This is a genomic window from Enterocloster lavalensis (assembly GCF_046603895.1).
In the GTDB taxonomy this organism is placed as follows: Bacteria; Bacillota; Clostridia; order Lachnospirales; family Lachnospiraceae; genus Enterocloster; species Enterocloster lavalensis.
Map to the genome: position 1 here is coordinate 5,422,817 of NZ_CP176637.1, position 24,139 is coordinate 5,446,955.

The following is a 24,139-nucleotide window of genomic DNA, read 5'->3' on the forward strand; positions in this document are numbered from 1 at the left end:
AAATCAATTAGGAAATCTACACAGTATTTTACCGGGATATTTGTGCAAAATATTGAAATATAGGCGATGAGACACCAGAATAAACGGCTGAAACTGCCGGATAACGCGGCATAAAATTATACAAGTTGAGAATAATTCGAAAGACAAGTCTAAAAAATACATAGCACCTGTCTTTTTTTGCCCTAAAACACTTGTATTTATCCCGCAGGTTGTATAAACTTAGACGTAGGTATGAGGAGGAGTGAATATGGCGTACGAGGCGAACAGGAAAAAGGAGACACGGTTGAAGCATGTGCGGGTTTACGATCAATTATACAGGCTGATTCAGGAGGGAGTGTTTCCCGCCGGAAGCCAGCTGCCCTCGGAGCCGGTGTTAGCCGGGCAGCTGTCGGTGAGCCGTATGACGCTGCGGCGGGCTCTGGCCTTACTCCAGGAGGATCATCTGGTCAAAAATATCCGAGGCAAGGGGAACTTTATCTGCGCGCCCTCCAGCTGCACGCCGCCCTTTGAGACGGGGAAGGCGCGCCATCCGATCTACAGCTGCTGCGCGCAGCCCTTCGGGGAGGTGGAGCTGGAATTTCGCATCGAGCCGCCCACGGAGGCCATTACCCAGAGCCTGGGGCAGAAGTCCGCGGCCGTGGTGATCGCGGACCGCTGGTACCGCCAGGGGGACACGGTGTCCGCCTACTCTCTGAGCTTTATTCCCATCGAGGTGATTGCCGGGCAGGGGCTGGACTTAAACCGGGAGCAGGAATTAAAAACGTTTCTGGAGACAGCGGTCTACAGCGGGGAATACGGCAGCGCCTGCGCCCTGACCTACACCACCACAGGGAATTTTACCGCCGTGAAATATGTGTTGTCCCACGATTCCGCCTTTATTCTGGTCCAGGAGACAATCTACGGCCGTGAGCGGCAGATTCTGGTGAGCAGCAAACACTATATCCCGGTGGAATTGTTTGAGGTCCATCTGGTATCGGGGGAGGTGTAGGGCAAAGAGAGAAGGGCCGCGTCCGGGAGGGCCTGTTGTGTAAAACCGCCGCGTCCCCGGTTGCGGAACCGCTCAGCCGCCCCCGTTAAAAACCGCTTGCGCTTTCCTTCTTCCCGAACTATAATGGAGTAAAAAGTGTTGTAAGCGCTTACACAAACGGCCTCCGCCCAGCCTGCCCGCCGCGCACCAAATGGCAGCCTGGGATACCGTTTGGTGCGCGGCGAGGAGAATGCAGACAATGGCAGCCGTAAACATGACGGAGGGGAGTATCCCCCGGCATTTAATCAACTATTCCCTGCCCCTGATTGCGGGGAACCTGTTCCAGCTCACCTACAATGTGGTGGACTCCATCATTGCCGGCCGCTTTATCGGCAAGGAGGCCCTGGCGGCGGAGGGAACCGCCAACCCGGTGATGAGCATCGTGATCCTGGGGATTTCCGGTATCTGTATGGGCGCATCTGTGCTGATGAGCGAGTTTTTCGGGGCGGGAGAGTACGGGAAGCTGAAGCGGGAGATGTCCACCACGGTGATCTTCGGCTGCTATTTCTCCCTGGCCGTGGCTGTCCTGGGCGTGCTGCTGGCAAAGCCCCTGCTGGCCGCGCTGAACGTGCCGGAGGAACTGCTGGACATGGCGTCCACCTACCTGCGAATCATTTTTCTGGGCGCGCCCTTCACTTATTTCTATAACGCGGTGTCCTCGGCGTTAAAGAGCGTGGGGGACTCCCGGACGCCCTTAAAATTTCTGGCGTTTTCCGCAGTATTAAACGCGGTGCTGGACCTGATTTTCATCGGCTGGCTGGGTTTTGGCATCGTCTGCTCCGCCACCACCACGGTGATCGCCGAGGCGGCCTCGGCCCTTCTATGCATCGGTTATGTTTACCGGAAGATTCCCATGCTGCAGCTGCGTTGGGGGGAATTCCGTATGGACGCCGGTCTGCTGCGCCAGACTCTGCGCTACGGCAGCGTGACCGCGCTGCAGCAGTCCTGCCAGCCCATCGGTAAGCTGTTGATCCAGGGAGCCATCAATCCCCTGGGCGTGGATATGATCGCCGCCTTCAACGCCGTAAACCGGGTGGACGACTACGCGTTTACGCCGGAGCAGAGCATCTCCCACGGCATCACCACCTTTGTGGCTCAGAACCGGGGCGCGAAGAAAACGGGCCGCATTCAGAAAGGCTTCGCCTGCGGGCTGCTCCTGGAGGCATGCTATTGGGTGTTCATTTTCACGGTGATCACGCTGGTGCGGGAGCCGGTGATGCGCCTGTTCGTCACCGAGGGCAACGAGGCGATTGTGGCCCTGGGCAGCAACTATCTGGCGCTGATGGCATTTTTCTACCTGTTTCCGGCCTTCACCAACGGAATCCAGGGATTTTTCCGGGGGATGGGAAATATGAGCATCACCCTGCTCGGCACCTTCACGCAGACCAGCATCCGGGTGATTTTCGTGTACCTTCTGACGCCGCGGATGGGGATGCAGGGCGCGGCCTGGGCCTGCGCGGTGGGGTGGAGCATGATGCTGCTCCTGGAGGTTCCCTACTACGTGTGGTTTATGCGCAGGCGGAGCGGGGAGGCGGAAAAACGGTGATATGACCTGCAAACCGCTAGATCGAGGAATCTTAAAAATTTGGAAACTGTTGCAAATGCCATAGTAAAAGCAACCGTATTATGATACAATAAGAAAACAAAACAGGTATTGCCTGCCACCCGCCAGACGGCCGGAGGCACGGTGAAATGGACCAACATTAGAAAATTCGAGGAGGTATGCAGATGTACGCAGAATTTGATGATACATTGGTGACGGGAGATGAGATGATCGATTCCCAGCACAGGGAGCTGATCGGCAAGATCAACGATCTTTTGAGAAGCTGTGAGGAGAACGCGAACCTGAGAGCTGCGGTGCAGATGTTGAACTATCTGGCGGATTACACGGAATTCCACTTTGGGGAAGAGGAAAAGCTCCAGGAGAAGATCGGCTATCCGGGCATCGCAGAGCACAAGGCAAAGCACGAGGAGCTGCGCAAGACCGTGGAGGAGCTTCACGGAATGCTGGAGGACCAGGAAGGCCCCACGCCGGAATTTGTGGAGCAGGTCAATAAGAACGTGACCGAATGGCTCTACTACCACATAAAGACCTTTGACCGGTCAGTGGCGGAGTACAAATTTATGAGAGATAACGGAGACCGTCTGTAACGGACGCTCTCCCCAAACGCAGGCAGCAGGACCGAAAGGCCCTGCTGTTTTACATTGTGTCCTCCGGAGACTCCCCTTCGCGGATCCGGGCGGCGGTTTGCGCATCCAGGAGACTTCGCAGCTCCTTCAGCAGCGGGTGGAAGGCAAAGTAAGACTTTCCATATTCCAAATTGAAGCCGTAATCGAAATCCGGCGGATTCTTCCCCTGATTGTGCTGCAAAATGGTCTCCGCCTTGTCCAGGGCCTTGACCAGCCGCGCCTCCTCTGTGGCGTTGACGTTGTATTCCTGCCACAGCGCCAGAAGATCGTCCCTCTGGCCGTCCGGCAGCAGCGAGAGCACACGCCGCACATCCCGCTCCTCATCCATATGTTTTTGAGTCTCGTCCGGGTGTGTGGCGGCGGAAATGTCGCCGATGTAGAGCTCGCCCAGGTCGTGGACCAGACACATCATCAGCGCCTTTTCCACATCCACGTGGAAGGACGGGGCCAGAAGTCCCACAAGCAGCGCCAGCCGCCAGGAGTGCTCGGCCGTGCTTTCACGCCGCCCGTCCGAGGTCCAGGCCTCCCGGGTAACGGATTTCAGCCGCTCCGCCTGACGGATAAATGCAATCTGTTTTTCCAGTGTGTCCATTTCATTCTCCCTGTTCTGTCTCATTTGGCGCGCAGCTGCATGACAAACTGTTCCACCGCCTGTTCGATGGTCTGGCAGGGCAGACCGTTGTTTTTGATGCCGTTTTTTTCGATGGCGATCACATGGAAAACGTAGTTGTTCACCGGCACATAGTCCATCTCGATCAGCATGTTGGCCTCCAGATCCTGAAGCAGAACGGCCGTGGTCTGGGTGCTGTTGATATGGCTTTGGATTTCGGATAAATACTTCAGGCAGTCCGTCTCCCGCTCAAACGCCTCGGACAGTTCGCCCAGGCGTCTGTCCCGGTCGGCTGCCGTACATTTTGTATAATGCCACATAAGTCATTCCTCCAATTCTTCTGTGATGGGCAGGCACTGCCCGCTTTGGGCCTGAACCTGCCGGGGTCGGGGGTTACATCCGCGCGGCCAGGTCAATCCGGCGGTGGATCGATCCGGCCAAGTGCCGCAGCTCTTCCAGGTCGGATTTCTTGCAGGGGAACAGGACGTAACAGTCGCTTTCAAGGTCCAGGGCGGCGGCGCAGATTTCCCGGGCGCTCCATTTTCCGTCGAGGATACGGCACCACTGGGGGATATCCCCATCCTCGTCAAACCACTCCCGTTCCAGGGAAAGCCGGTTGGCGGCCATTCCGGCCAGCTTCCCCATAAAATGCAGGAAATCCCCCAGCTCATCCTTCCAATCGCGCTCGCACACCCAGCCGCGGCTCTCCAGAATATCCACCAGCCCCAGCCACTGGATCAGCTCCAAGTCGTCCGAGTCCTCGATTCCGCGCTCCTCATACCGGTCAATGTGAACTTCAAAATATCGTTTGGGGTCGGAAACACATTCCGCGGCCTCGCCCATGACCTCCTGGTCGCCGTCGGAGATCAGGCGGGCGATTTCCAGAATCGGCTGGCGGTACCGGGCCTCCCCGCCCCCGGCCGGTTTCCGGGACTCCGCTTTCTCCAGCTTGCGGAACCGGTCTAAAAATCCCATGAAAGTTCCTCCGTTTCATTTCGCATTTCCTTAAGTATACCAGAAGCCCGGAAAAAAATACAGCACTGAATCCGCTGTCTGCGGTTTCAGTGCCGTAAGGGTTGCTGTTCACAAGGAATATCCCGCGAGGTGTTTTTTGTGAGTGGAGCGCAGCGGAAGTCACAGAAAACCCGAGGGCTGCGGCGCGAAACGGCGTTTTTTGCCGTTTCTGTGCATCGCGTAGCGCGTTACTGGGCACGGAGTGAACAGTAACCCGTAAGGGCCGGCGCCTTCATGCGGCGTCAGCGTGTGGATAAGCGGTTATTGGATCTGTTTCAGCACCTTTTCGCTGGCCCAGCCGGTGGCCGTGCGGCTGTCGTCCAGGTACAGCTCATACCACACGGAATCCATCTGCTGCCAGTTGCCGGTGCCCGTCAGCTGCCGGCCCTGGGGGGCCTGGGCCACCACCTCATGGCCGGTGCCCGGGCCGGAGCGGATGTTGGCGGCGGAGGCGGTGATCTCAAACAGGGGCAGGGCGGCCTCCGTGTTTTCGGTCTCGGCTTTGGTTTCGGCAAAGGTGGCGGAGGTCTCCTTGGCCGCTGTTTTCCGCTCCGAATCCTGTTTCATCTCCCAAAGGATTTGGCGCAGCTTCCAGGACAGGCCGCCGGATAAGTCACGGGCGTACAGGAACACGCCGGTGAACAGCACCGCGTTGATCAGGACCGCCAGAAGCATGCGGGTGAGGGTGAAAATCCTGCGCCGCTCAAGACGGTTTTTAAACTGCCGTTTGAACTGGTTTAGGATTATCCAGAAGGTGCGCTCGATGCCTTTCCAGTCAAATTCCTTGCGCAGCTTGGTGGCGGAATCCCACAGGCAGCAGACGCCCAGAATCACGGGCAGGACGATCACGGCCGCTATGAAAAACAGGGTGACCGCCATTTCAAGGGCGGCGGGCATCCCCATGCCGGCGCAGAGGAGGGCAGTAAACTCCCGGAGGCTGAACCGAGACCAGGACGGCAGCTCATAGCCCACGAACCGGAAGGTGGCCCGGGCCAGCCAGAGAACGGCCGGAACGGCGGCGGGTATTGCGATGTAGCGCAGGTTCCAGACGACTAACTTCACAAGCTCAAACACCCCAAAGGTCAGATAGACGGGCAGGTAGGCCAGGAAAAACAGCGGCATAAAGCACGGCGGCAGCGGCTCGGTCTTTTCACGGCCCAGAATCCGGTCCACCTTGTCAAGGAACTTCTGGCGTCCCTGTTTCCGCTCTGCGTCTTTCATCATTTTCCGGATTCCGTTGTCGTAGATTCCGAACTTGGAATACATGGGAAGAAAGTAGGAGAGGAGGAAATCGTACTGGTCCCGGAAGCCGTACTCCCGCTGGGCCACGCTGGCCAGATCGGCGATGGTGCGTTCCCTGGCCTCCACGATCTCATACATGTAGGGGGTGAGGTTCGGGAACTTGACTAACAGCTTGAACTCCTTAAAATTGTAAAATACATCGTTTTGATCCAGCAGTTCATCCAGCTTGTTGTACAGGTCCAGAACCGGCGTATATTCCTGCCCGCCGTCCAGGCGCAGGCCGGAAGCCTTTTCGCGCCCCGCCTTCACCAAAGTGCGGAGGGACTCGATGTCCCTGCAATTTTCCAGATCCAGGAAGCGGTAAAGGCTTTCCGACACGCCGGGGAAATGCACGGCTGTGGTTCCAATGGCTGCGGCTTTTGTCAGGTAAGCCTGACATTTGCGGATTCCCAGCAGGGTGGAGCGGTCGAACTGGTCCGCAACCAGCGCGCTTTTCTTTTTCTTTTCGTCCCGCTCATCCTCCCCGCCGTCCGCGCCGCGGGCGTCCAGCTTGGAAACCTTGAATTCGGTTTTGAGCATTTCCAGGATGGGCTGCCTGGACTTGCGCTGTTCCGGGAAATATTCGAAGAAGAAATCGATTTCCTGCCTGCGGATGCGCCGGGTTTTGCCCACGATGCCGAAGAATTCCCTGGCAAAGTCCAGGGAAGCGTCCCCGGTCCCGTCCCCGCTTTTCTGATAATAGGCGTACAGGGCTTTGCGCAGGGCGGGGTCCCGCAGCACGGCCTCATACCGGTCCGCGGCTTCCAGATGTTTCCTGGCCTGTGCGGCCTTGTCCTCCCTGGGACTGTTTAAAAACTGGTTCCAGCTTTTGCGTTTTTTCGCAAAGGCCTGTTCCAGCTCCTGGTCCGTCACGCCTGGACCGCTGATTTTGTAAAGGGAAAACAGGTTGAGTGTTTCGATGTCAATCCCGTACTTCCGTTTGATTTGTTCTCTGATATCGGCCATTTTAACGCGTTACCTCCTCCCGGACTGTTTTGCCATGATTCCCAGCATACCGTTAAACAGGCTCATGGACAGCTCTCCCAGCAGATCGGACAAAAACATGACGGCGGCGCAGGCCAGCGCAATCAGCAAATAGGCGAGGGAGCCGATTAGGGAGGCGAAGAACGCCGCCAGGCCCAGGGACAGGACCCAGAGGCCGAGGGAGAGCAAAAGCAGAAGAATATTGGCCCTGTGAATCAGCTCGATCACCATGCTGGCCAGGATAAACACCGCCAGACAGATGAGAGCCGTGCAGATCAGGATCACGCCGTACCGGACCACGATATCCAGAAATGCCTCCACCAGGGTGGTGACGACTTTCAACACCATTCCGACGGTCAGGGCGGTTACCGCGGCCAGGCAGCAGATAAACACAAGCAGACAGATCATTCCGTTTTCCTCCTTATTCCACGGTGGTCTCAGCGGTCCTGCGCACCGCCGTGATCCGCTCGTCCTCCGTCATCTGGTTGGAGAGGTCGAAGGTGGTCTCCAGCTTGCTGTGGCGGCACAGCTCCTCGGCCATCACGTGCAGAATCCCGGAATTGTCCAGAGCCAGCATAACCGTGATCTCCGTCCCCTTGGGCACCCGCTCGTTGAAGCGCATGTGGATCGTGGTGATGGGTTCGCGGTCCCCCAGGGGAAGAGTGGGCTCCATGCTTCTGGTCTCAAAGATGGGAAGCTCCGCTCCGGTCTGATTGTTCTGGCCGGTCCAGAAGGAGCGGGTGGTGGTGGCGGGCAGCTTGTCGTTGCTCATAAGCATGTTGCAGATGACCAGATCGTCGTCCTCGTTGTAGGCGCTGATGCCGTAGGTGCGGGAGAGCACGTTTGTGATGTTCATTTTTATGGCCCCGTATCCGGAGGTGGAGAGAGCGAATTTTTTGTCCAGAGCGCCGCCGGTCTTTAAATTCTCCTCGGTCAGCTCTTTTACGGTTTTACCGGTTTTCTGGGATTCCTCCAGCAGAAAATCGCTGTACTGTTTTTCGTTGCGGGCGTAGATGGCGGCTCCTTTGGCCACGGCCTCGTCGGGGTCCTGGAGCACCGGGGTAATGTGATAGTCCGCCTCGATCATTTTCGCCACCTGGGGCATCCGCGAGGAGCCGCCCACCAGCAGGATCTTGTCGATTTTCTCCTGGGGGCAGCCCTTCTGGGCGGCGTTTTTTAACACCTCGTCCAGCAGGTTTTTGGTCCGGCTGAGCAGGTCGTGGGTCAGTTCCTCATAGCGCTCGCGGGTCAGCTCCTCGCGGAAGCGCCCGCCGCTGCCGTTGACGGAAATGTTCACCTTTTCCCGGGCGGTCAGGGATTTCTTCCAGGTCTCTACATCCACGTACAGGGCGGCCACGGCGTCCGGATCCTCGGACAAGTCCTCGCCATTTTCCTCCTCATAGCGCTCCGTCACATAATCCATCAGCGTCTCATCCCAGTCCTTGCCCCCCAGGGTGTCGTCGCCTCCGGTGCAGACCACGGAAATATCGCTGCCGTTTATGTCCATCACCGTGATGTCAAAGGTGCCGCCGCCTAAGTCGTATACCAGCACGGTCTCATGTTTGGCGCTGCCCGCCGCGCCGTAGCTGATGGCCGCGGCCGTGGGTTCGTTGATGATGTTGAGCACGTTTAAGCCCGCCAGCTCCCCGGCGGTCTTGGTGGCCTGGCGCTCGTTCATGCCGAAGTAGGCGGGGCAGGTGATCACCACGTCCCGGACCTCCTGACCCTCTAAGATCACGCCGGTCTGGATCAGCTCGTCGTTGGCGTCCTTTACCAGCTTTTTTAAGATATAAGCGGAGATTTCCGGAGCGCTGTAGGTGATCCCGGCCAGCGTGACCTTGTCGTTCTCCTTACCCATTTTGCGCTTGATGAACTGGACGGTCCGGTCCGGGTCCACCTCGATGGAGCGCTTGGCTTCCATGCCCACCACCACGTTGTCTGCGGATTCCACCATGACCACGGAGGGGGTGGTGTGGTCCCCGTCGCTGTTCTTTATGACCACCGGTTTGCCGTACTCGTCCATGTAGGCGATGCAGGAATAAGTGGTTCCAAGGTCAATTCCAAAAACGTAATTCATCATCATATTCTCCCTTCAATCTCTGGTTATCGGTCGTAATTTTTCGGTTGTAATTCATCGGTTGTATGCCGGCGGCGTTCCGGCTGTGCAACGTCGGGGCTGCGGAAGGCGCCGGAGTATGCGGTCCATGCGGGGCCGCTGGTTTCAGCTCGTATCATGAGGGCGGTCCGCATCCGCCGGTTACTGGAAACGGTACACGGTCACGTGCTCGGGGATCAGCACCTTATCCCCCTTGGCGTAACCCGGGGACAGGCTGGCCTTCACCCTGCGGTCCAGTTCGGGGCTGTCTGCGGATACCACGTTCATGGCCCGGTGCCGCCCGCCGTCAAAGGGCTGGCCCGGCTGGGTGGTAAAGGGTTCGATGTTCTGGCGTTCCAGCAGGTCCAGAATGTCCTCGTCCAGGTAGGTGAATTCTTCCCGCAGCTTTTCGGCGTCAAGTTCAGCCCACTGCGGGGAGCTTTGGCGCTTCAGCAGCCGGCCCCGCAGCCCGATCAACTCCTTCATCGCCTGTTCCACCAGGCGGGCTGGCTGGTCTTGTTTGTAAGTCTCCAGCTCCTGGTGTAGGCGGTCGATCAGCTGGTCCTTCCGCTTAAGTTGGTTTTCGATGAGCTGCGCGGTCATCTGGCACTGCTCCCGGGTGTTTAAGAGGATTTCGTTCAGGCTTAAAAGCTCCTCCTGGGTGAGGTCGTCCGGGATTAAATTCATCTCGTTTTGGTTGGTCATATGAAACTCTCCTTTCAGGTCCTTTTTTGATTTCTGATTACAAGACGAATGGACGGGGCGTCCGGTTTTAAAATCATTTTATTTTTTTCGATTTTTTATTTTTCTTGTTCATTATACGCGGATATTCATACATATTCAACCGGAAATTTATGCAGAAAAAGGGGACGCGGGTGGGGTATGAAGTTGCGTTCGTGAAAATCAAGAGAGCGGAGGTGGAGGTTCCAGGTTCCCGCCTCAGACTCTTCGAACCGCTCCAAATGTCACTTCCACTTCCCTGACTCTCATCCACTGCGTTTTTATACCCGCTGGCGCTTCACGACTGAGGAGAAAATAGAAAAAGAAAACCCCGGTATTGCTGTTGTGCATTAAGGCAAACAACAATACCGGGGAACTCGAGTATCCCGTTGGTTTTGTTTGGAAAAGGCGACGACTGTGCGTATCAGCAAAGATCATCGGTCTGAAATCCTTTTTTCGATAAGGTTAAACGTTATGAACATACGATTGGGGGATATCGTTCAATCACTCATTAACCAGCCGTTTTAACTGCCATTTCCCGCTCCTCACCCGCAGGAAGGAGAAGATGGACCCAACGCCCCAGCCGATGGGAATGGACCACCAGATGGCGCTGGAACCGATAAAGTGGGCCAGGAGGTAGGCGATGGCCACGCGGGAGACCAGGTTGGACATGGAGCTGAGCATGAATGCGCCCATGTCGCCTGCGCCGCGCAGCAGGCCGTTGCCCACAAAGAGAAAGCCCATCAGTATGTAAAAGACGGAGACGGTTTTCATGTAGCTGAGGCCGTAGCTCATGGCGCTGCCCTCGGCGCCCTGGTTGAGGAACAGGCCCAGCAGCTGGGGGCCGAAGAGATAGATGATGGCCGTGATGATCAGGGAGAAGATGAATACCATAAACATACAGGCCTTGTAGCCCTGGTGTACCCGGTCGTCCCGGCGGGCGCCGATATTCTGGGCCGTGTAGCTGGACATGGCGTTGGAAAAGTTCATGTTGGGCAGCATGGCCAGGGTGTCAATCTTGGTGGCGGCGGTGTAACCGGCCACAAAGACCTTGCCGTAGGAGTTGACCAGACCCTGCATGAACATCATGCTTAGGGACACGATGGACTGCTGCAGCATGGAGGGGATGCCGATCTTGGCGATCCGTCTGGCCGCGGGCATCTCAAAGAAGGTGAACTTTAAGCCCCGCTTGGCCTCCTCGTTTTCCATGCGCACCAGGCGGCGCACCAGCACGAAGAAGGAGATGAACGCGCACAGGCCCTGGGCGATCAGGGTGGCCCAGGCTACGCCGGCCACGCCCATGTTGAACTTGATCACAAAGAGCAGGTCCAGGACGATGTTGGTCAGCGCGGATACCATCAGAAAACGCAGGGGCGTGTTGCTGTCGCCCAGGGCGTTGTAGATGCCGTTTAAGGAATTGTAGAGAAACAGGAACACCGCACCGCCGAAATAAATCCGCAGATAGGCCAGGGAGTCGGGCATAATGTCCTTGGCGGTGCCCAGCAGGTTGAGCAGGGGCTCGGCTGCCAGCTCGCCTAACCCCATGATCACCAGCCCGACCACGCCCAGGGAGATGAGGGCGGTGGACACTGTGATCTTCATCTCGCGGATCTGCCCGGCTCCGAAGAGCTGGGAGATGACCACCGTACATCCCATGGACAGACCGGCGGCCACGGCCACGGCGAGAAAGACCACGGGAAAGGAGGAACCTACCGCGGCCAGGGCGTCCTCGCCCACAAAGCGGCCCACAACCATGGAGTCCACCATGTTGTAGAGCTGCTGAAACAGATTTCCCACCACCATGGGCAGTGCGAAGAAAAACAGCAATTTGAGGGGATTGCCCTCGGTGAGATTTTTAACCATTTAAACATCCTCCGTTCTTGCGTCGATACTCGGCGGCGTTTTCCGCCATCCGTTTGATGAAATCCTGATACAGATCTTGTTCCTCTGCGGTGAATCCGGTGTAACAGATATTGTCCCATTTCCGGTAAATTTCCTCGATGTTTTTGACCATCTCCACTCCGGCTTCCGACAGGGATAACAGCTTCTGACGGCGGTTTTTCTCGTTCACCTGGCGGCATACCAGGCCTTTTTCCTCCAGCAGGGACACCGCTCTGGCGATGCGGCCCTTGTCCAGATTCATCATGTAACCCAGCTCTTCCTGGCTCATGCACTTGTCCTTGATCAGAGGCAGAAGCCGGCCCTCCAGCGACAGCAGCCCGTACTTCTCCAGCTCTTCCCGGATATAGTACAGTTCGCAGCGCCGGTAAATTCCTAAATAGCGGTTCATATTCCCTCCTATGCCAAAATGTTGCTTTATGCAACAGTTGTGTTTCCCAACCATTATAAGGGCGCGGGAAACAGTTGTCAATGTCGGCTTTGCATCTTTTGGAATACAATATCTAAGGACGCGTATACAAATATTGGGTTTTGCTGGAATCAAGCTTGTATTTTATGAGCGAATCAAGTATGATTAGAATAGTGAAATTTTGAGAATCGGCACGGAGGGCTGTCGACAGAGGAGCGCTTATGGGGAAGAAAATACTGATAGTAGACGATGCGATGTTTATGCGGAAGATGATCCGCAAGATCCTGGAGGAGGACGGCTATACGGATCTGGAGGAAGCCCGGGACGGGGAAGCCGCCCTGGAACTTTTCGAGCCCTTTGACCCGGATCTGGTGCTGTTAGATATCACCATGCCGGGCAAGTCCGGCCTGGAGGTGTTGGAAGAACTTCTGGCCAGGCGTCCCCAGACGAAGGTGGTCATGTGCTCGGCCGTGGGCCAGGAGTCGACGGTGCAGCAGGCATTGACGCTGGGCGCGCTGGATTTCATCGTAAAGCCGTTCAAACCGGATGAGTTCAAGCGCACGGTGGCGCATTACCTGCGGTGAGTGCGGCGGACGGGGGCATTACATGAGAGAATTTATTAGAAATCTGAAAATTGGAAAAAAGCTGACTATCTCCTTTGGCATCGTCATTCTGCTCTGCGGTGTGACCATGGTGATGACGATTGTCAGCCTGCGGAGCATTTCCCGCAGAATGGAGCGCCTTTACAGCGAACCCTTCGCCAATGTCCAGACCTCCCAGGAGCTGATCGGGAACCTGCAGTCCGTGGGGAAATACCTGATTATGCTGGTGGCCACGGACGGAGTGGTGGATGAGGAGTATTATTATAATGAAATCCAGTCCCTGATCCGGCAGGAGGATGAAGGGCTTTCCCGCCTGAGCACCGGCTATGTCAGCGGACCGGAGAAGGTACGGGAGCTGGAGGAACAGTTTGCACTGTTAACCGGCCCCAGGGACGAGGTTTTGAGGCTGTGGCGCGAGGGGAAGGAGCAGGAGGCCATGAGCCGGTACACCGCCGACTATGCGCCCCAGTCCAGCCAGGTCCGGGAAGTTCTGGCGGAGGTGGTCAAGCTCTCGATCCAGGACGCCCAGGGCAGTCTGGACCGCTCGAAGGAGATCAACGAGGGCATTATTGTTGCGGTGTGCGCCGCGTCCGTTGGAATCATCGCCATCTCCGTGGCGTTGTGTATGCTGCTCACCCGGAGCGTCACCCACCCCATCAACGAGGTGAGGCGGGCGGCGGAATCCATCGCCGGGGGGCAGCTGGCCATAGACTTGCAGTATACGTCCGGGAATGAGCTGGGCTTGCTTGCGGGGGATATCCGCAGCACCGCGGCCGCGCTGGAGTCCTATGTGTCGGAGATCCGGCGGGGGATGGCCGCGCTGGGGGCGGGGCATTTGAATTACCGCCGCCAGGTGGAGTTTAAAGGCGATTTTGTGGCCATGGGCAATGCTCTGGACGAGATCAGCTGTCTGCTGCGGGAGTCTATCCAGCAGATCAGCGCCAGCGCTACCCAGGTATCGGGGGGCGCCGCCCAGGTGTCCACCGGAGCGCAGACTTTGGCCCAGGGCGCTTCGGAGCAGGCGGGTTCCATCCAGGAGCTGGCGGCCAGGATCAATGAGATCGCGGACGGCGTTCAGCACAACGCCGACAGCGCGGTTCTCTCCAGCCAGGTAGCCGGCCAGGTGGGCGACAGCCTGAGGGAGTGCAGCAAGCAGATGGAGGAGGCGCTGGAGGCCATCCGCGCCATCCGCCGCAACTCCGATGAGATCAACAGCATTGTGTCGGAGATCGAGGATATCGCCTTTCGGACCAATATCCTGTCCCTCAACGCCTCGGTGGAGGCGGCCAGGGCAGGGGAGGCGGGCCGCGGGTTCGCCGTGGTGGCCAGCGAGGTCAGACGCCTTGCGGCGAAGGCCTCAGACGCCGCGAAGATGACGGCTGGACTGGTTGAGAAGAATTCTGTTGCGGTGGATTTAGGGCTGGAGGCGGTGGATGCCACGGCCAACACCCTGGGCGGTTCCGTGGAGAGCGCGGGGCAGGTGATCGGGATGATGACGAAGATATCTGGTCTCTCCGTGCAGCAGGCGGAGTCGATCAACCAGATCCGCAGGAGCGTGGAGGCGATCTCCGAGATCGTTCAGGGGAATTCCGCCACGTCCGAGGAGAGCGCCGCCGCCAGCGAGGAGCTGTCGGCCCAGGCGGGAATATTAAGGGAATTAGTAGAAAAATTTGAAATATAGCGGTCAAAAACCTGGCCGCACTGCGCGTCGGCAGGAGATTAACGGAGGTTTTGATGATGGAAGCAAATGACAATCGGATTGTTCTGGTGGTGGATGACAGCATGCTGATCTGCAAGCAGATTATATCCGCGCTAAAGGACCGGGGACCCCTGGTTTATGAAGCCCACAACGGTGATGAGGCATTGGAGATGGTGAGGCAGTATCAGCCGGACCTGATTCTTCTGGATGTGGTTCTCCCGGACACGGACGGCTACGAGCTGTTCAACAAGCTCAAGGCGGCGGGACAGGAGAACACGGTGATTATTTTCCTCACCTCCAAGGATACGGATGAGGATGTGATGCGGGGATTCTCCATGGGAGCGGGTGATTACATCAAAAAGCCCTTCGGCAAGGCGGAGCTGCAGTCCCGCGTGGCTGCGCACCTCAAGGCCAAGGAGATGAAGGATGAGCTGAAGCGCCAGAACAAGGAGCTGCGCTCCGACATGGAGAAGCTCAATTACATGGCTTTTCGGGACGGCCTGACCGGGCTGTACAACCGGCGCTACGTGGTAGGCGATCTTCTGGAGGATATACGGGGATTCCAGCAGGGCGAGCAGACCTGCAATGTGATGATCCTGGCGGATATCGATGATTTCAAAAAGGTTAACGATACCTACGGACACGAGGCGGGGGACCGGGCGCTGGTCTGCATCGCCCACATTCTGGAAGGCCATTGCCGCAAGCACAAGGTGGTGCGCTGGGGCGGTGAGGAATTCCTGATCGTGCTGTTGAACGTGACGAGGAACGAGGCGTTTGAAATCAGTGAACAGATCCGGCGGGAGGTGCAGAATTTCCCGATTTTCTACAATGGAATTGAGTTCCGCTGCACCCTCACCCTGGGCTTACACGCATACCAGGATCAGGAGGGAATCGAGGAGAGCATAGACCGCGCGGACAAAGCGCTTTACCGGGGAAAACGAAGCGGCAAGAACCGCAGCGTCTGGTATGAGAATATGATGGGCTGATAGGGGAAGCATATGGGGTATTTTGACGCGGATGCGCAGGAGATGCTGGATGTGTACCTGCTGGAGACACACCAGCTGATCGGCCAGTTGGCCGACGTGCTCCTGGAAACAGAAAAAAACGGCGTTTTTACCGGGGATGATATCCACAACATTTTCCGGGTGATGCATACAATTAAAAGCTCATCAGCGATGATGGGATTAAGCGGCCTGTCCTCCCTGGCTCACAAGCTGGAGGACTTGTTTGCGTTTTACCGGGAGATGGGGGGACGGATCGACCAGGCGGAGGCAGCGTTGTTTGATCTGCTGTTCGCAGCTTCGGATTTCGTGGAGCAGGAGCTGGAGGTCATGACCCGCCAGGACTACCGGCCCGCGGATACGCAGGTGCTGGAAGCCAGGGCCACGGAGTATCTGGAGCGTATCCGGAGTGCGTCCGCTGTAGACGGCGCGCCGGGCAGCAAAGAGACGGAGGAAAACCCGGAGGCGGAGGGGGATAAAGCGCGCAGCGAGGCGCCGGTGCCCGGAGAGCTTATGAACCGGGGCGGTACTGTGGTGCGCCTGCGCCTGGAGCCGGAGTGTCGGATGGAGAATGTCCGCGTATTCATGCTGGTGAGGCAGATTTCAGGTCTGTGCGGCCAGGTGGAGACATTTCCGAGGGACATTGAGCGGTCCGAGGCGACGGTGGATTACATCAAGGAAAACGGCGCCTTTATCCGTTTTGAGACGGATAAGCGGGACGAGGTTCTGGAAACGTTAAAGAACGGCCTGTTTGTGGAGAGCTGCAAGGTGGAGTGGGAAGCGCCTTTGCCGGAAGCGGAGAAAAAGGCGGAGACTCCGGCTGCGGAAAGCGGCAGGGAGGCGGAGTTCCTCAGCGTGTGCACGGAGCGGCTGGACCAGCTGCAGAGCCTGGCCGGAGAGATGATGATTCAGATGCTGTTGCTGGATGAGGCGCTGGATCAGAGCGGACTTCTGGAGGTCAAGGAGGGCATCGCCCACCAGATCAACCGGCTGGTGACCCAGGTGGAGCGCACGGTTATGACGATCCGCATGGTTCCGGTGGAGCGGATTGTGCCCAAGCTGCGGCGTATCCTGAGAGATATTTGCAGGGACCAGAAAAAAGAGGTGGAGCTGGTGGTGAACTGCGGGGATATCGAGGCAGACACCGGCGTGGTGGACATTATCTCTGAAGCCATGATGCATATGCTGCGCAACGCGGTGGACCACGGCATCGAAGCGCCGGAGGAGCGGGCCGCGGCGGGAAAGGACCGGAAGGGCAAGATCACTTTCACCGTGGAGAGTACGGTGGGAGAGCTGATCGTTTCCCTGGAGGACGACGGCTGCGGCATCGATATAGAGCGCGTGCGGGAACAGGCGCGGGCCAAGGGCCTGTTCGTGCGGCCGGAGGAGACTTACGACCGGCAGGAGGTAATCGGCATGATCCTCTGCCCGGGTTTTACCACCAGCGACGCGGTGACGGAATACTCCGGCCGCGGCGTGGGATTGGACGTGGTGAAAAATATTCTGGAGGGCGTGGGCGGCAATCTGTACATTCAGAGCGAGCGCGGTAACGGAACCTGTTTCACCCTGACCATGCCCCTGACCCTGGCGAACATGGAATGCGTCCGCTTCAAGGTGGGCGATTACCGGATGTCCGTGCCGGCCCGGCAGGTTTTCCAGTTTCTGGATTATGGCGCGAGCCGGGATTCGGTGCGTTTGATGGGGGAGCGGGAGTACATTCTGTACCAGAACCGCATGGTGCCGTTTATCGATCTGCGCAAGCTTTATTGCCTGGGCGGCGAGGCTCCGGAGAACTCCATCGTCATCTACGTGCAGGGGAAAAACCGGGAAGGCTGTATTCTGGCCGACTCCCTTTACGAGCAGAAGCGTATCGTGATCAAGCAGCTCCCAGCCCTGTTCGGCATCGATTTCCGGCGGAATACCGGAGTCAGCGGGTGCAGCATCATGGGAGACGGAAAGATCTGCGCCGCCCTGGATGTAGAGATTCTGATCAGCCGGTACGAGAAGGAGGGCGCGTATGCAAGCAGACTATGAGCGGGAACTTCTGGGATTTACGGGCAGGGAGCGGAATTACGCGGTGGAGCTTTCCTATGTGGAGGAAATCTGCTTTGACATCAAGATCTCCAAGATTCCCTGCCTGCCCCACTACTTTATCGGGATGTTCCACTACCGCGGCGCCATTCTTCCCGTGGCGCAGCTGGAGGAGCAGAGTAAAGACGAACAAAAACGCCAGGTTCTTCTGGTGCTCAGCTGCAACGGATACCGGCTGGGAGTGGTGATCCCCGGCGATCCCTACGTGATCTCATTTGAAGAGCTGAAACGGATCGAGCATCCGGAACAGCCGGAATTTGAAGGCGTCTGGAAGGTGCAGGATATTTTGAGAGCCGGGCGCGGGCTGACGTTTTTGCTGGACGTGGAGAAAACGGTGGAGGCAATGGTGATCTACAAATAAGGCTGCAGACAGGAGATGAAGAGTTATTTTGCGACAGACAGGCTCAGACATGATCGATGGAGGAATATTCCGCTCTATCTTGTTCTTTTCAATCCCACTGCTGATTGGGAATTTTTTCCAACAGCTGTACAATACAGTGGATTCCTATGTGGTGGGAAATTTTGTAAATACTAACGCCCTGGCGGCGGTGGGGGCGTCCACGCCGGTGATCAACATGCTGGTGGGGTTCTTTATGGGACTGTCCACCGGCGCGGGGGTCGTGATCTCGCAGTTTTACGGGGCGCGGCGCACCGGTGATATGCAGAGGGCGGTGCACAGCTCCCTGGCGCTCACCGGAGTTTTGAGCATCGGATTTACGCTGGCCGGCATGTTATTTACCGGGCCTCTTCTGAGGGGGATCGGGGTGCCGGCGGAGGTTCTGCCGCACTCATCCCTGTATCTGATGATCTATTTCGGCGGCATCACATTTTCTCTCTTTTACAATATGGGGGCCGGGATTCTGCGGGCGGTGGGCGATTCCACTCATCCGCTGATCTATCTGGCCGTGGCCAGCATTGTGAACATTATTCTGGATTTCCTGTTTGTCTGCGGCTTCCACATGGGCATCGCGGGGGTGGCCATCGCCACCATCATCGCCCAGGCGGTCAGCTCGGCCATGGTCATGGCCAAACTCATGCGCTCTCAGGAGGAATACCGGGTGGAGCTGCGCAAAATACGCTTCAACCGCAAGATGACCCTGCGCATCGTCTCCATCGGGTTTCCGGCCGCGCTGCAGCAGAGCATCACATCCTTCTCCAACGTGATTGTACAGTCCTACATCAACCGGTTCGGGGCGGCCGCCATCGCAGGGTATTCCACCACTCTGAGAATCGACGGATTTCTTCAGCTGCCGCTGCAGAGCTTTAACATGGCCATCACCACGTTTGTGGGCCAGAACATCGGAGCCCGCCAATACAAGCGGGTAAAGAAGGGGATCCGGGCCGCCTGGCTGATGAGCTCCGCGATCATTCTGGTGGGAGCGGTCTGCATGTTCTTCGGCGCGGGCTTCATGGTCAGAATTTTCACCAAGGACGCCCAGGTAATCGCCAACGGCACCGCCATGCTGCGCATTTTCTCAGCCGCCTACATCGTGCTGCCGGTGGTCCAGATTCTCAACGGGGCCCTGCGCGGCGCGGGCCTCTCCAAGGTGCCCATGTTCTTCATGCTGGGCTGCTTTGTGGTGCTGCGCCAGATCTACCTGGCCATCGCGGTGCCCAGAACCAACGATCTGTTGGTGGTGATCGCCGGCTGGCCGCTGACCTGGGTGGTGTGCGCCATTGGGATGTTCTGTTATTATAAGAAAGCGAACTGGCTTCCGAAGGAAGCGGAGTAACGAAAAAGGCATAATCTGCAGGTCGGGAGGATTTGCGGGTTATGCCTTTTTGGACGTGAGCCGGGGGGAGGTGCAGCCTAAAAATTGCGGCGTTTACCGGAGTTTTGGGCGTGCGTTATCCCTGGCCGGAGACCTCGTCCCTGTAAGCCTGAATGGAGTCCCAGACTCCGTCTAAGGCCGCGATTGTCTTGCAGTAGAGTTCATATTTCCGGTCGTAGACAACCGAGCGGGCCTTGTCCGGCATTGCGGTCCGGGATATGTGGCACATGGCCCGGGCTGCGGATTTTACGTCGGGATAATCCCCGCAGGCCGCTGCGCCCAACACTGCGCAGCCCAGGGCGCCGGTCTCTCCGGCAGCGACGCTCTCCACCGGCAGCTTCATCACGTCCGCGAACATCTGCGTCCAGACGGGGGAACGGGCCGCGCCGCCGGCCAGGCGGATGGACACGGGAGGCTCCTGCCTGGTTTTGAGGAGCTTTTCCAAATGCCAGCGGTGGGAGAAAGCCACCCCCTCGTAAACGCTCCGCAGCAGATGGTTTCTGGTGTGGGAGTGATTGATCCCCACAAAGCTGCCGCAGGCGTTGGGATGCACGTTGCTGCCCATGAGGAAGGGGAGGTACACGGGACAGAATTCATGGACCGGAATTTCCTCCACCCAGCGGTTCATGGTCTCGTAGAGGCTGAGACCCGTTTTGGCGCACGCTTGGCGCAGCTCCGGGAGCAGATTTTTTATGAACCACTCATTGTTGCCTGCGGAAGTGGGACTGCATTCTTCCACAAGGTAGTATCCCGGCAGGCAGAACAGGGAGTTCATCAGCACGTTGCCGTCGGTGATCGGCGCAGTTCCAATATACTCATTGATGCTCCAGGTTCCGGCGATCATACAGAGTCGTCTGGGATCGGTGAGCCCCACGCCCAGCGCGCAGGCGTCGATGTCAAAAGCGCCGCCAGCCACAGGCGTTCCCTCGGAAAGCCCGGTTTTTTCCGCGGCCTCTTTTGTGATATAGCCGCAGATATCCGTGGAATTGCGTAGCAGCGGCAGTTTGTCCGCGCATTGGGAAAGTCCGAACAGGGCCAGCAGTTCTCCGTCGTACTCTCCGGTGTGCAGATTCATCAGATTACAGCCGGAGTAGTCCGTACGCTCCGCAAATGCCTCCCCGGTGAGGCGGAAACGCACGTAGTCCTTGCAGGCGAAGATCCAGCGGGTATTTTCCAGGACTTCCGGCTCATGTTCCCTGAGCCAGGCCAGCAGGGAAACCGGCTGGCTGCTGAGAATGTGCTGGCAGGAACGCTGGAAAACCGATTGCGCCGTGCCGTCCCGCTCCCATTCCAGAGGATAGCGCCAGGCGCGGTTGTCCGTGGAAATGATGCCGTTTCGGGCAGGGCGGCCGTCTGTTCCCCACAAATACAGGCCTTTGCCGTGGCCGCAGACCGAGGCGCAGCGGATGTCCGTTCCGGACAGTCCGGCCTTTTCCAGGGCCTCACGGATCACCCGGCAGTTGGCCTCCCACATCTCATCCATATCCCGCTCCGTGAAACCGGGCCTGGGAATCAACATGGCGGTGTCCATCCCCGCCGAGGCGATTTCCAGGCCGTTTTCATCGAAAATGGCGGCTTTGGTGGAAGTGCCGCCGTTGTCCAGTCCCAGATAATATTTCATGATTCGTCCTTTCCGCATCGTGATGGGCTGCCTGTGCGGCCCGGCGTCTCCGCTCACGATCCATTGTCACCAGCCGGTTGGATTACCATAAGGGGTACGTTTCCCGGATGATACCCTGTTAAAAGCGGCCTGGGTGATGATAAGTGATACGTTTTTTGATTATATTATGTCACCAGCGGTCAGGCTGATGATAAGTGATACGTTTCCATATTATATCAAAAACGATTATATCAAAAACGCGGGAGGTTGTATAGTGGGCCGCTTCCGGCGGTCCGCCGCCGGTACTGGATCGGAATATAATGAAAATTGCCAAAGCGGGCCTAAGTTTATATTGATCCGGTTCCGATTTCATTGTATCCTGTTAGGTAGATAACAGGCGGTGATGGAAAATATGGCGCGTGTGAGAAAGGCAGAGGAATGAAGGATGGAACCAGGTGATAAAATCGCTATTGTAGGCTGTTCAAACGGCCGTCCGCCGGAGAGCCGGGAGGCGATCCGGCAGTTGAAAAACGTGCTGGAGGAGATGGGGCTGCGTCCGGTGTTTAGCGAGTACCTATACGCGGGGCGGTCTGTGGTCAGCGGCACCGGAGCGCAGCGGGCGGGCGCGCTGATGGACTTTTACCGGGACCCGGAGATCAAAGCGATCTTTGACATTTCCGGAGGGGATGTGGCAAATGAGATCCTGCCGTACCTGGACTTTGAAGTCATCGCACGGAGCGGAAAGCAATTCTGGGGTTACAGCGACTTAACGGTGATTCTCAACGCCATCTACGCCAAAACCGGGAACCCCTCTGTGCTGTATCAGATCCGGAATCTGGTCCGCGGCCAGGGGCGCTCCCGATGCGGAGAGTTTGCCAAGGCTGTTCTGGGACAGGAGCAGACGTTTTTTGAACTCCCATGCACCTTTGTCCGGGGAAGCCGGATGGAAGGCGTGGTTGTGGGCGGAAATATCCGCTGCTTCCTGAAGCTGGCGGGAACGGAATTTTTCCCGGAGCTGGAGGGCCGGATTTTGCTGCTGGAGGCGTTTAAAGGCGACGAGGCGCAGATTCGGACCTATCTCTGCCATCTGAAGCTGCTCGGGGCCTTTGACCGGGTTTCCGGCATTCTGCTTGGCACGTTCACGAAAATGGAGGAGGCAGGGCATCTGCCGGATCTGCTGGCCATGGTGAGCGAATACGCCGGGAATTTGCCGGTGGCCAGGACGGACCTGATCGGCCACGGCGCGGACGCACGGGGGATTGTGATCGGGGAGTACCGCGTGTTTGAAGCATAACCGCGGTAATCGCCTGTAGGCTGCGCCTGCGGACCATTACATTCAGCAATCGCCCCCAGGCTGCGCCTTTGGCCCATTACATTCAGCAATCGCCTCCAGGCTGCGCCTGCGGACCATTACATGCAATAAAACCTCCGGCCCGGAGAGAATTCTCTTTGGGCCGGAGGTCTTTTTTGTTTCCTTTTGCGCGCCGGACTGCAGGCAGGGCCCGCGTTCTACCGACTACCGCGAATAATGCTTCTCGATCAGGGCGATTCCCTGGTATAGTACCACGGACATGAGGCAGAGGACCACGATGGCGGTGACGACCATGGTCATGGCAAATACCTGGCTTCCATACGTGATCAAATACCCCAGCCCCGCTCTTGCGGAGAGGAATTCTCCGATGATCACGCCTACCAGACACAGGCCGATGTTCACCTTCATGTTGCTGATGATGAGCGGCAGGGAGCCGGGCAGGAGGACTTTTAAGAGCACATCCCTGCGGCTTCCGCCCAGGGAATAGATCAGCTTCACCTGCTCCCCGTCCATCTGGGAGAAGCCGGTGTGCAGGGTCAAGATGGAGCCGAACAGGGCCACGGAGATGGCCGCCACGATGATCGTGCGCATGTTGTTGCCCAGCCACACGATGAGCAGGGGAGCCAGGGCGGACTTGGGCAGGCTGTTGAGCATGACCAGGAAGGGTTCCAGGATCTCGGACAGGCTGCGGCTGCACCAGAGCATCAGGGCCACGGCCAGGCCGACCGCCACTACGAGGGCGAAGCTGACCACGGTTTCAAGCAGCGTCACGCCGGTGTGGAGAAACAGGCTTCCGTCCGCCGCCATGCCGAGCAGACATTTGGCGATCATGGAGGGGCTGCTGAAGATAAAGCTGTTGATCCAGCCGAAGTCCGCGGCCAGCTCCCAGAGCGCTAACAGCAGTACCAGCAGCATGAAGCGGACGATGACCACCTGCCTGCGGTGGCGGATTTCTTTTGCAATAAATTCCTGTTGGGCCAGAGAAGGGCGCAATTCAGTCATTTTCTTTCAGCTCCTTCCATACCAGATTAAAATAGTTGGAAAATTCCGGGCAGTTCCGCCGGTCCAGCGGGCTGGTGCAGCCGCTGTCGAAGGTGATCGGCAGGATTGCCTTCACCTTGCCGGGCCGGGAGGACAGAACCACGATGCGGTCCGCCACGGAAATGGCCTCGGACAGGTCATGAGTCACCAGGATGGCGGTTTTGTGGGCTCTGCGGATGATGGAGCTGATATCGTCACAGACCGACAACCGGGTCTGGTAGTCCAGGGCGGAAAACGGTTCGTCCAGGAGCAGAAGCTCCGGTTTTAAGGCCAGCGTCCGGATCAGGGCGGCTCTCTGGCGCATGCCGCCGGACAGCTCCGAGGGGTAGGCATTTTCGAAACCGCCCAATCCGTAGGTATTGATCATTGCCTGAAGTTCATGCTTGGCAGGTTCGTCCAATCGCTTTTGAATTTCAAGGCCCAGTGATACGTTGGAAAATATGGTGCGCCATTCGAACAGGTGGTCCTTCTGAAGCATGTAGCCGATGGCGGAGGCGTCCCGGGTAAGGGGGGTTCCGTCCAGAAGAATGGCCCCAGAGTCAGGCGTGGTGAGCCCGCACAGCATAGTCAGCAGCGTGGACTTTCCACAGCCCGAAGGTCCCACAATGGCCAGGAACTCACCGGTGTCTACGGTGAAGGATATATCAGAAAGGGCCAGCGTCTCACCATCTAACGAGTGATAAGAATAGCTGACCCCGCTCACTTCCAGTTTGGGAATCATAGGGGAAGCTCCTTTCAGATAAGAAATCATTTGCTTGATTTATTATATGACAGGGGATTTGAACCGTTCCA

Annotated in this window: 22 protein-coding genes; 10 read left to right on the plus strand and 12 right to left on the minus strand. The window is 57.5% G+C overall.

The window, feature by feature from the left end; all coding sequences use genetic code 11:
* Window positions 1–247: 247 nt before the first annotated feature.
* The 3 genes from ACK2JC_RS24390 (at window position 248) to ACK2JC_RS24400 (ending at window position 3,178) form a co-directional block, all read left to right on the plus strand.
* Window positions 248–988 carry a GntR family transcriptional regulator gene (locus tag ACK2JC_RS24390; protein WP_118756158.1) on the plus strand — a complete coding sequence of 247 codons (741 nt, stop codon included), beginning with the start codon at window positions 248–250 and terminating at the stop codon, window positions 986–988.
* A 238-nt stretch (window positions 989–1,226) separates the two neighbouring features.
* Window positions 1,227–2,573, plus strand: a complete 1,347-nt coding sequence (locus ACK2JC_RS24395; protein ID WP_092367325.1) for an MATE family efflux transporter — start codon at window positions 1,227–1,229, stop codon at window positions 2,571–2,573.
* A gap of 182 nt (window positions 2,574–2,755) precedes the next feature.
* Window positions 2,756–3,178 (plus strand): bacteriohemerythrin, encoded by a 423-nt coding sequence (locus ACK2JC_RS24400; protein WP_092367322.1) that lies wholly within the window; start codon window positions 2,756–2,758, stop codon window positions 3,176–3,178.
* Between the two features lie 49 nt (window positions 3,179–3,227).
* On the opposite strand, the gene ACK2JC_RS24405 is transcribed toward ACK2JC_RS24400, so the two are convergent.
* The 9 genes from ACK2JC_RS24405 to ACK2JC_RS24445 form a co-directional block, all read right to left on the minus strand.
* Window positions 3,228–3,809, minus strand: a complete 582-nt coding sequence (locus ACK2JC_RS24405; protein ID WP_320938470.1) for an HD domain-containing protein — start codon at window positions 3,807–3,809, stop codon at window positions 3,228–3,230.
* A 20-nt stretch (window positions 3,810–3,829) separates the two neighbouring features.
* A complete protein-coding gene (locus tag ACK2JC_RS24410) occupies window positions 3,830–4,147 on the minus strand; it encodes a hypothetical protein (protein WP_320938471.1) in 318 nt (105 codons plus the stop codon).
* Between the two features lie 73 nt (window positions 4,148–4,220).
* Window positions 4,221–4,802 carry a DUF6630 family protein gene (locus ACK2JC_RS24415; RefSeq protein WP_320938472.1) on the minus strand — a complete coding sequence of 194 codons (582 nt, stop codon included), beginning with the start codon at window positions 4,800–4,802 and terminating at the stop codon, window positions 4,221–4,223.
* Window positions 4,803–5,102: 300 nt separating this feature from the next.
* Complete coding sequence (locus tag ACK2JC_RS24420; protein ID WP_320938473.1) at window positions 5,103–7,088, minus strand: SH3 domain-containing protein; 1,986 nt, start codon at window positions 7,086–7,088, stop codon at window positions 5,103–5,105.
* A gap of 9 nt (window positions 7,089–7,097) precedes the next feature.
* Window positions 7,098–7,514, minus strand: coding sequence for a hypothetical protein (locus ACK2JC_RS24425; protein WP_320938474.1), 417 nt, complete (start codon window positions 7,512–7,514; stop codon window positions 7,098–7,100).
* A gap of 13 nt (window positions 7,515–7,527) precedes the next feature.
* Window positions 7,528–9,189: an Hsp70 family protein gene (locus ACK2JC_RS24430; RefSeq protein ID WP_368270927.1), complete on the minus strand. Its 1,662-nt coding sequence runs from the start codon at window positions 9,187–9,189 to the stop codon at window positions 7,528–7,530.
* Window positions 9,190–9,363: 174 nt separating this feature from the next.
* Window positions 9,364–9,906, minus strand: a complete 543-nt coding sequence (gene grpE, locus ACK2JC_RS24435) for a nucleotide exchange factor GrpE (RefSeq protein WP_320938476.1) — start codon at window positions 9,904–9,906, stop codon at window positions 9,364–9,366.
* Window positions 9,907–10,425: 519 nt separating this feature from the next.
* Window positions 10,426–11,784, minus strand: a complete 1,359-nt coding sequence (locus tag ACK2JC_RS24440; RefSeq protein WP_320938477.1) for an MATE family efflux transporter — start codon at window positions 11,782–11,784, stop codon at window positions 10,426–10,428.
* Window positions 11,777–12,211, minus strand: coding sequence for a MarR family winged helix-turn-helix transcriptional regulator (locus ACK2JC_RS24445; RefSeq protein WP_118756147.1), 435 nt, complete (start codon window positions 12,209–12,211; stop codon window positions 11,777–11,779). Before ACK2JC_RS24445 ends, ACK2JC_RS24440 begins: the two co-directional genes overlap by 8 nt.
* Before the next feature lie 239 nt (window positions 12,212–12,450).
* On the opposite strand from ACK2JC_RS24445, the gene ACK2JC_RS24450 reads away from it, so the two are divergent.
* Genes ACK2JC_RS24450 through ACK2JC_RS24475 form a run of 6 tightly spaced genes read left to right on the plus strand, consistent with a single transcriptional unit; the run spans window position 12,451 to window position 19,355 of the window.
* Window positions 12,451–12,813: a response regulator gene (locus tag ACK2JC_RS24450; protein ID WP_092367277.1), complete on the plus strand. Its 363-nt coding sequence runs from the start codon at window positions 12,451–12,453 to the stop codon at window positions 12,811–12,813.
* Between the two features lie 22 nt (window positions 12,814–12,835).
* Complete coding sequence (locus ACK2JC_RS24455; RefSeq protein ID WP_320938478.1) at window positions 12,836–14,512, plus strand: methyl-accepting chemotaxis protein; 1,677 nt, start codon at window positions 12,836–12,838, stop codon at window positions 14,510–14,512.
* A gap of 56 nt (window positions 14,513–14,568) precedes the next feature.
* A complete protein-coding gene (locus ACK2JC_RS24460; protein ID WP_276948866.1) occupies window positions 14,569–15,516 on the plus strand; it encodes a diguanylate cyclase in 948 nt (315 codons plus the stop codon).
* 12 nt (window positions 15,517–15,528) lie between these two features.
* Complete coding sequence (locus tag ACK2JC_RS24465) at window positions 15,529–17,565, plus strand: ATP-binding protein (protein ID WP_368270928.1); 2,037 nt, start codon at window positions 15,529–15,531, stop codon at window positions 17,563–17,565.
* On the plus strand, window positions 17,549–17,983 hold the full coding sequence (locus ACK2JC_RS24470; protein ID WP_166434460.1) for a chemotaxis protein CheW: 435 nt from the start codon (window positions 17,549–17,551) through the stop codon (window positions 17,981–17,983). The genes ACK2JC_RS24465 and ACK2JC_RS24470 overlap by 17 nt, the downstream gene beginning before the upstream one ends.
* A gap of 49 nt (window positions 17,984–18,032) precedes the next feature.
* Complete coding sequence (locus ACK2JC_RS24475; RefSeq protein ID WP_092367265.1) at window positions 18,033–19,355, plus strand: MATE family efflux transporter; 1,323 nt, start codon at window positions 18,033–18,035, stop codon at window positions 19,353–19,355.
* A 115-nt stretch (window positions 19,356–19,470) separates the two neighbouring features.
* On the opposite strand, the gene ACK2JC_RS24480 is transcribed toward ACK2JC_RS24475, so the two are convergent.
* Window positions 19,471–21,015: an FGGY-family carbohydrate kinase gene (locus tag ACK2JC_RS24480; RefSeq protein WP_320938480.1), complete on the minus strand. Its 1,545-nt coding sequence runs from the start codon at window positions 21,013–21,015 to the stop codon at window positions 19,471–19,473.
* 424 nt (window positions 21,016–21,439) lie between these two features.
* Here ACK2JC_RS24480 and ACK2JC_RS24485 point away from each other — a divergent pair, with 424 nt between their 5' ends.
* Window positions 21,440–22,288 carry a S66 peptidase family protein gene (locus ACK2JC_RS24485; RefSeq protein ID WP_320938481.1) on the plus strand — a complete coding sequence of 283 codons (849 nt, stop codon included), beginning with the start codon at window positions 21,440–21,442 and terminating at the stop codon, window positions 22,286–22,288.
* A gap of 222 nt (window positions 22,289–22,510) precedes the next feature.
* Here ACK2JC_RS24485 and ACK2JC_RS24490 read toward each other — a convergent pair whose 3' ends face one another.
* Window positions 22,511–23,308, minus strand: a complete 798-nt coding sequence (locus tag ACK2JC_RS24490) for an ABC transporter permease (RefSeq protein WP_007713679.1) — start codon at window positions 23,306–23,308, stop codon at window positions 22,511–22,513.
* Window positions 23,301–24,068 carry an ABC transporter ATP-binding protein gene (locus tag ACK2JC_RS24495; RefSeq protein WP_320938482.1) on the minus strand — a complete coding sequence of 256 codons (768 nt, stop codon included), beginning with the start codon at window positions 24,066–24,068 and terminating at the stop codon, window positions 23,301–23,303. Before ACK2JC_RS24495 ends, ACK2JC_RS24490 begins: the two co-directional genes overlap by 8 nt.
* Window positions 24,069–24,139 lie beyond the last annotated feature (71 nt).

What these genes read in the sequence shown, in the direction of transcription:
- ACK2JC_RS24390 (WP_118756158.1), top strand. Translation starts at nt 248, where the DNA reads ATGGCGTACGAGGCGAACAGGAAAAAGGAGACACGGTTGAAGCATGTG.
- ACK2JC_RS24395 (WP_092367325.1), top strand. Translation starts at nt 1,227, where the DNA reads ATGGCAGCCGTAAACATGACGGAGGGGAGTATCCCCCGGCATTTAATC.
- ACK2JC_RS24400 (WP_092367322.1), top strand. Translation starts at nt 2,756, where the DNA reads ATGTACGCAGAATTTGATGATACATTGGTGACGGGAGATGAGATGATC.
- ACK2JC_RS24405 (WP_320938470.1), bottom strand. Translation starts at nt 3,809, where the DNA reads ATGGACACACTGGAAAAACAGATTGCATTTATCCGTCAGGCGGAGCGG.
- ACK2JC_RS24410 (WP_320938471.1), bottom strand. Translation starts at nt 4,147, where the DNA reads ATGTGGCATTATACAAAATGTACGGCAGCCGACCGGGACAGACGCCTG.
- ACK2JC_RS24415 (WP_320938472.1), bottom strand. Translation starts at nt 4,802, where the DNA reads ATGGGATTTTTAGACCGGTTCCGCAAGCTGGAGAAAGCGGAGTCCCGG.
- ACK2JC_RS24420 (WP_320938473.1), bottom strand. Translation starts at nt 7,088, where the DNA reads ATGGCCGATATCAGAGAACAAATCAAACGGAAGTACGGGATTGACATC.
- ACK2JC_RS24425 (WP_320938474.1), bottom strand. Translation starts at nt 7,514, where the DNA reads ATGATCTGTCTGCTTGTGTTTATCTGCTGCCTGGCCGCGGTAACCGCC.
- ACK2JC_RS24430 (WP_368270927.1), bottom strand. Translation starts at nt 9,189, where the DNA reads ATGATGATGAATTACGTTTTTGGAATTGACCTTGGAACCACTTATTCC.
- grpE (WP_320938476.1), bottom strand. Translation starts at nt 9,906, where the DNA reads ATGACCAACCAAAACGAGATGAATTTAATCCCGGACGACCTCACCCAG.
- ACK2JC_RS24440 (WP_320938477.1), bottom strand. Translation starts at nt 11,784, where the DNA reads ATGGTTAAAAATCTCACCGAGGGCAATCCCCTCAAATTGCTGTTTTTC.
- ACK2JC_RS24445 (WP_118756147.1), bottom strand. Translation starts at nt 12,211, where the DNA reads ATGAACCGCTATTTAGGAATTTACCGGCGCTGCGAACTGTACTATATC.
- ACK2JC_RS24450 (WP_092367277.1), top strand. Translation starts at nt 12,451, where the DNA reads ATGGGGAAGAAAATACTGATAGTAGACGATGCGATGTTTATGCGGAAG.
- ACK2JC_RS24455 (WP_320938478.1), top strand. Translation starts at nt 12,836, where the DNA reads ATGAGAGAATTTATTAGAAATCTGAAAATTGGAAAAAAGCTGACTATC.
- ACK2JC_RS24460 (WP_276948866.1), top strand. Translation starts at nt 14,569, where the DNA reads ATGGAAGCAAATGACAATCGGATTGTTCTGGTGGTGGATGACAGCATG.
- ACK2JC_RS24465 (WP_368270928.1), top strand. Translation starts at nt 15,529, where the DNA reads ATGGGGTATTTTGACGCGGATGCGCAGGAGATGCTGGATGTGTACCTG.
- ACK2JC_RS24470 (WP_166434460.1), top strand. Translation starts at nt 17,549, where the DNA reads ATGCAAGCAGACTATGAGCGGGAACTTCTGGGATTTACGGGCAGGGAG.
- ACK2JC_RS24475 (WP_092367265.1), top strand. Translation starts at nt 18,033, where the DNA reads ATGATCGATGGAGGAATATTCCGCTCTATCTTGTTCTTTTCAATCCCA.
- ACK2JC_RS24480 (WP_320938480.1), bottom strand. Translation starts at nt 21,015, where the DNA reads ATGAAATATTATCTGGGACTGGACAACGGCGGCACTTCCACCAAAGCC.
- ACK2JC_RS24485 (WP_320938481.1), top strand. Translation starts at nt 21,440, where the DNA reads ATGGAACCAGGTGATAAAATCGCTATTGTAGGCTGTTCAAACGGCCGT.
- ACK2JC_RS24490 (WP_007713679.1), bottom strand. Translation starts at nt 23,308, where the DNA reads ATGACTGAATTGCGCCCTTCTCTGGCCCAACAGGAATTTATTGCAAAA.
- ACK2JC_RS24495 (WP_320938482.1), bottom strand. Translation starts at nt 24,068, where the DNA reads ATGATTCCCAAACTGGAAGTGAGCGGGGTCAGCTATTCTTATCACTCG.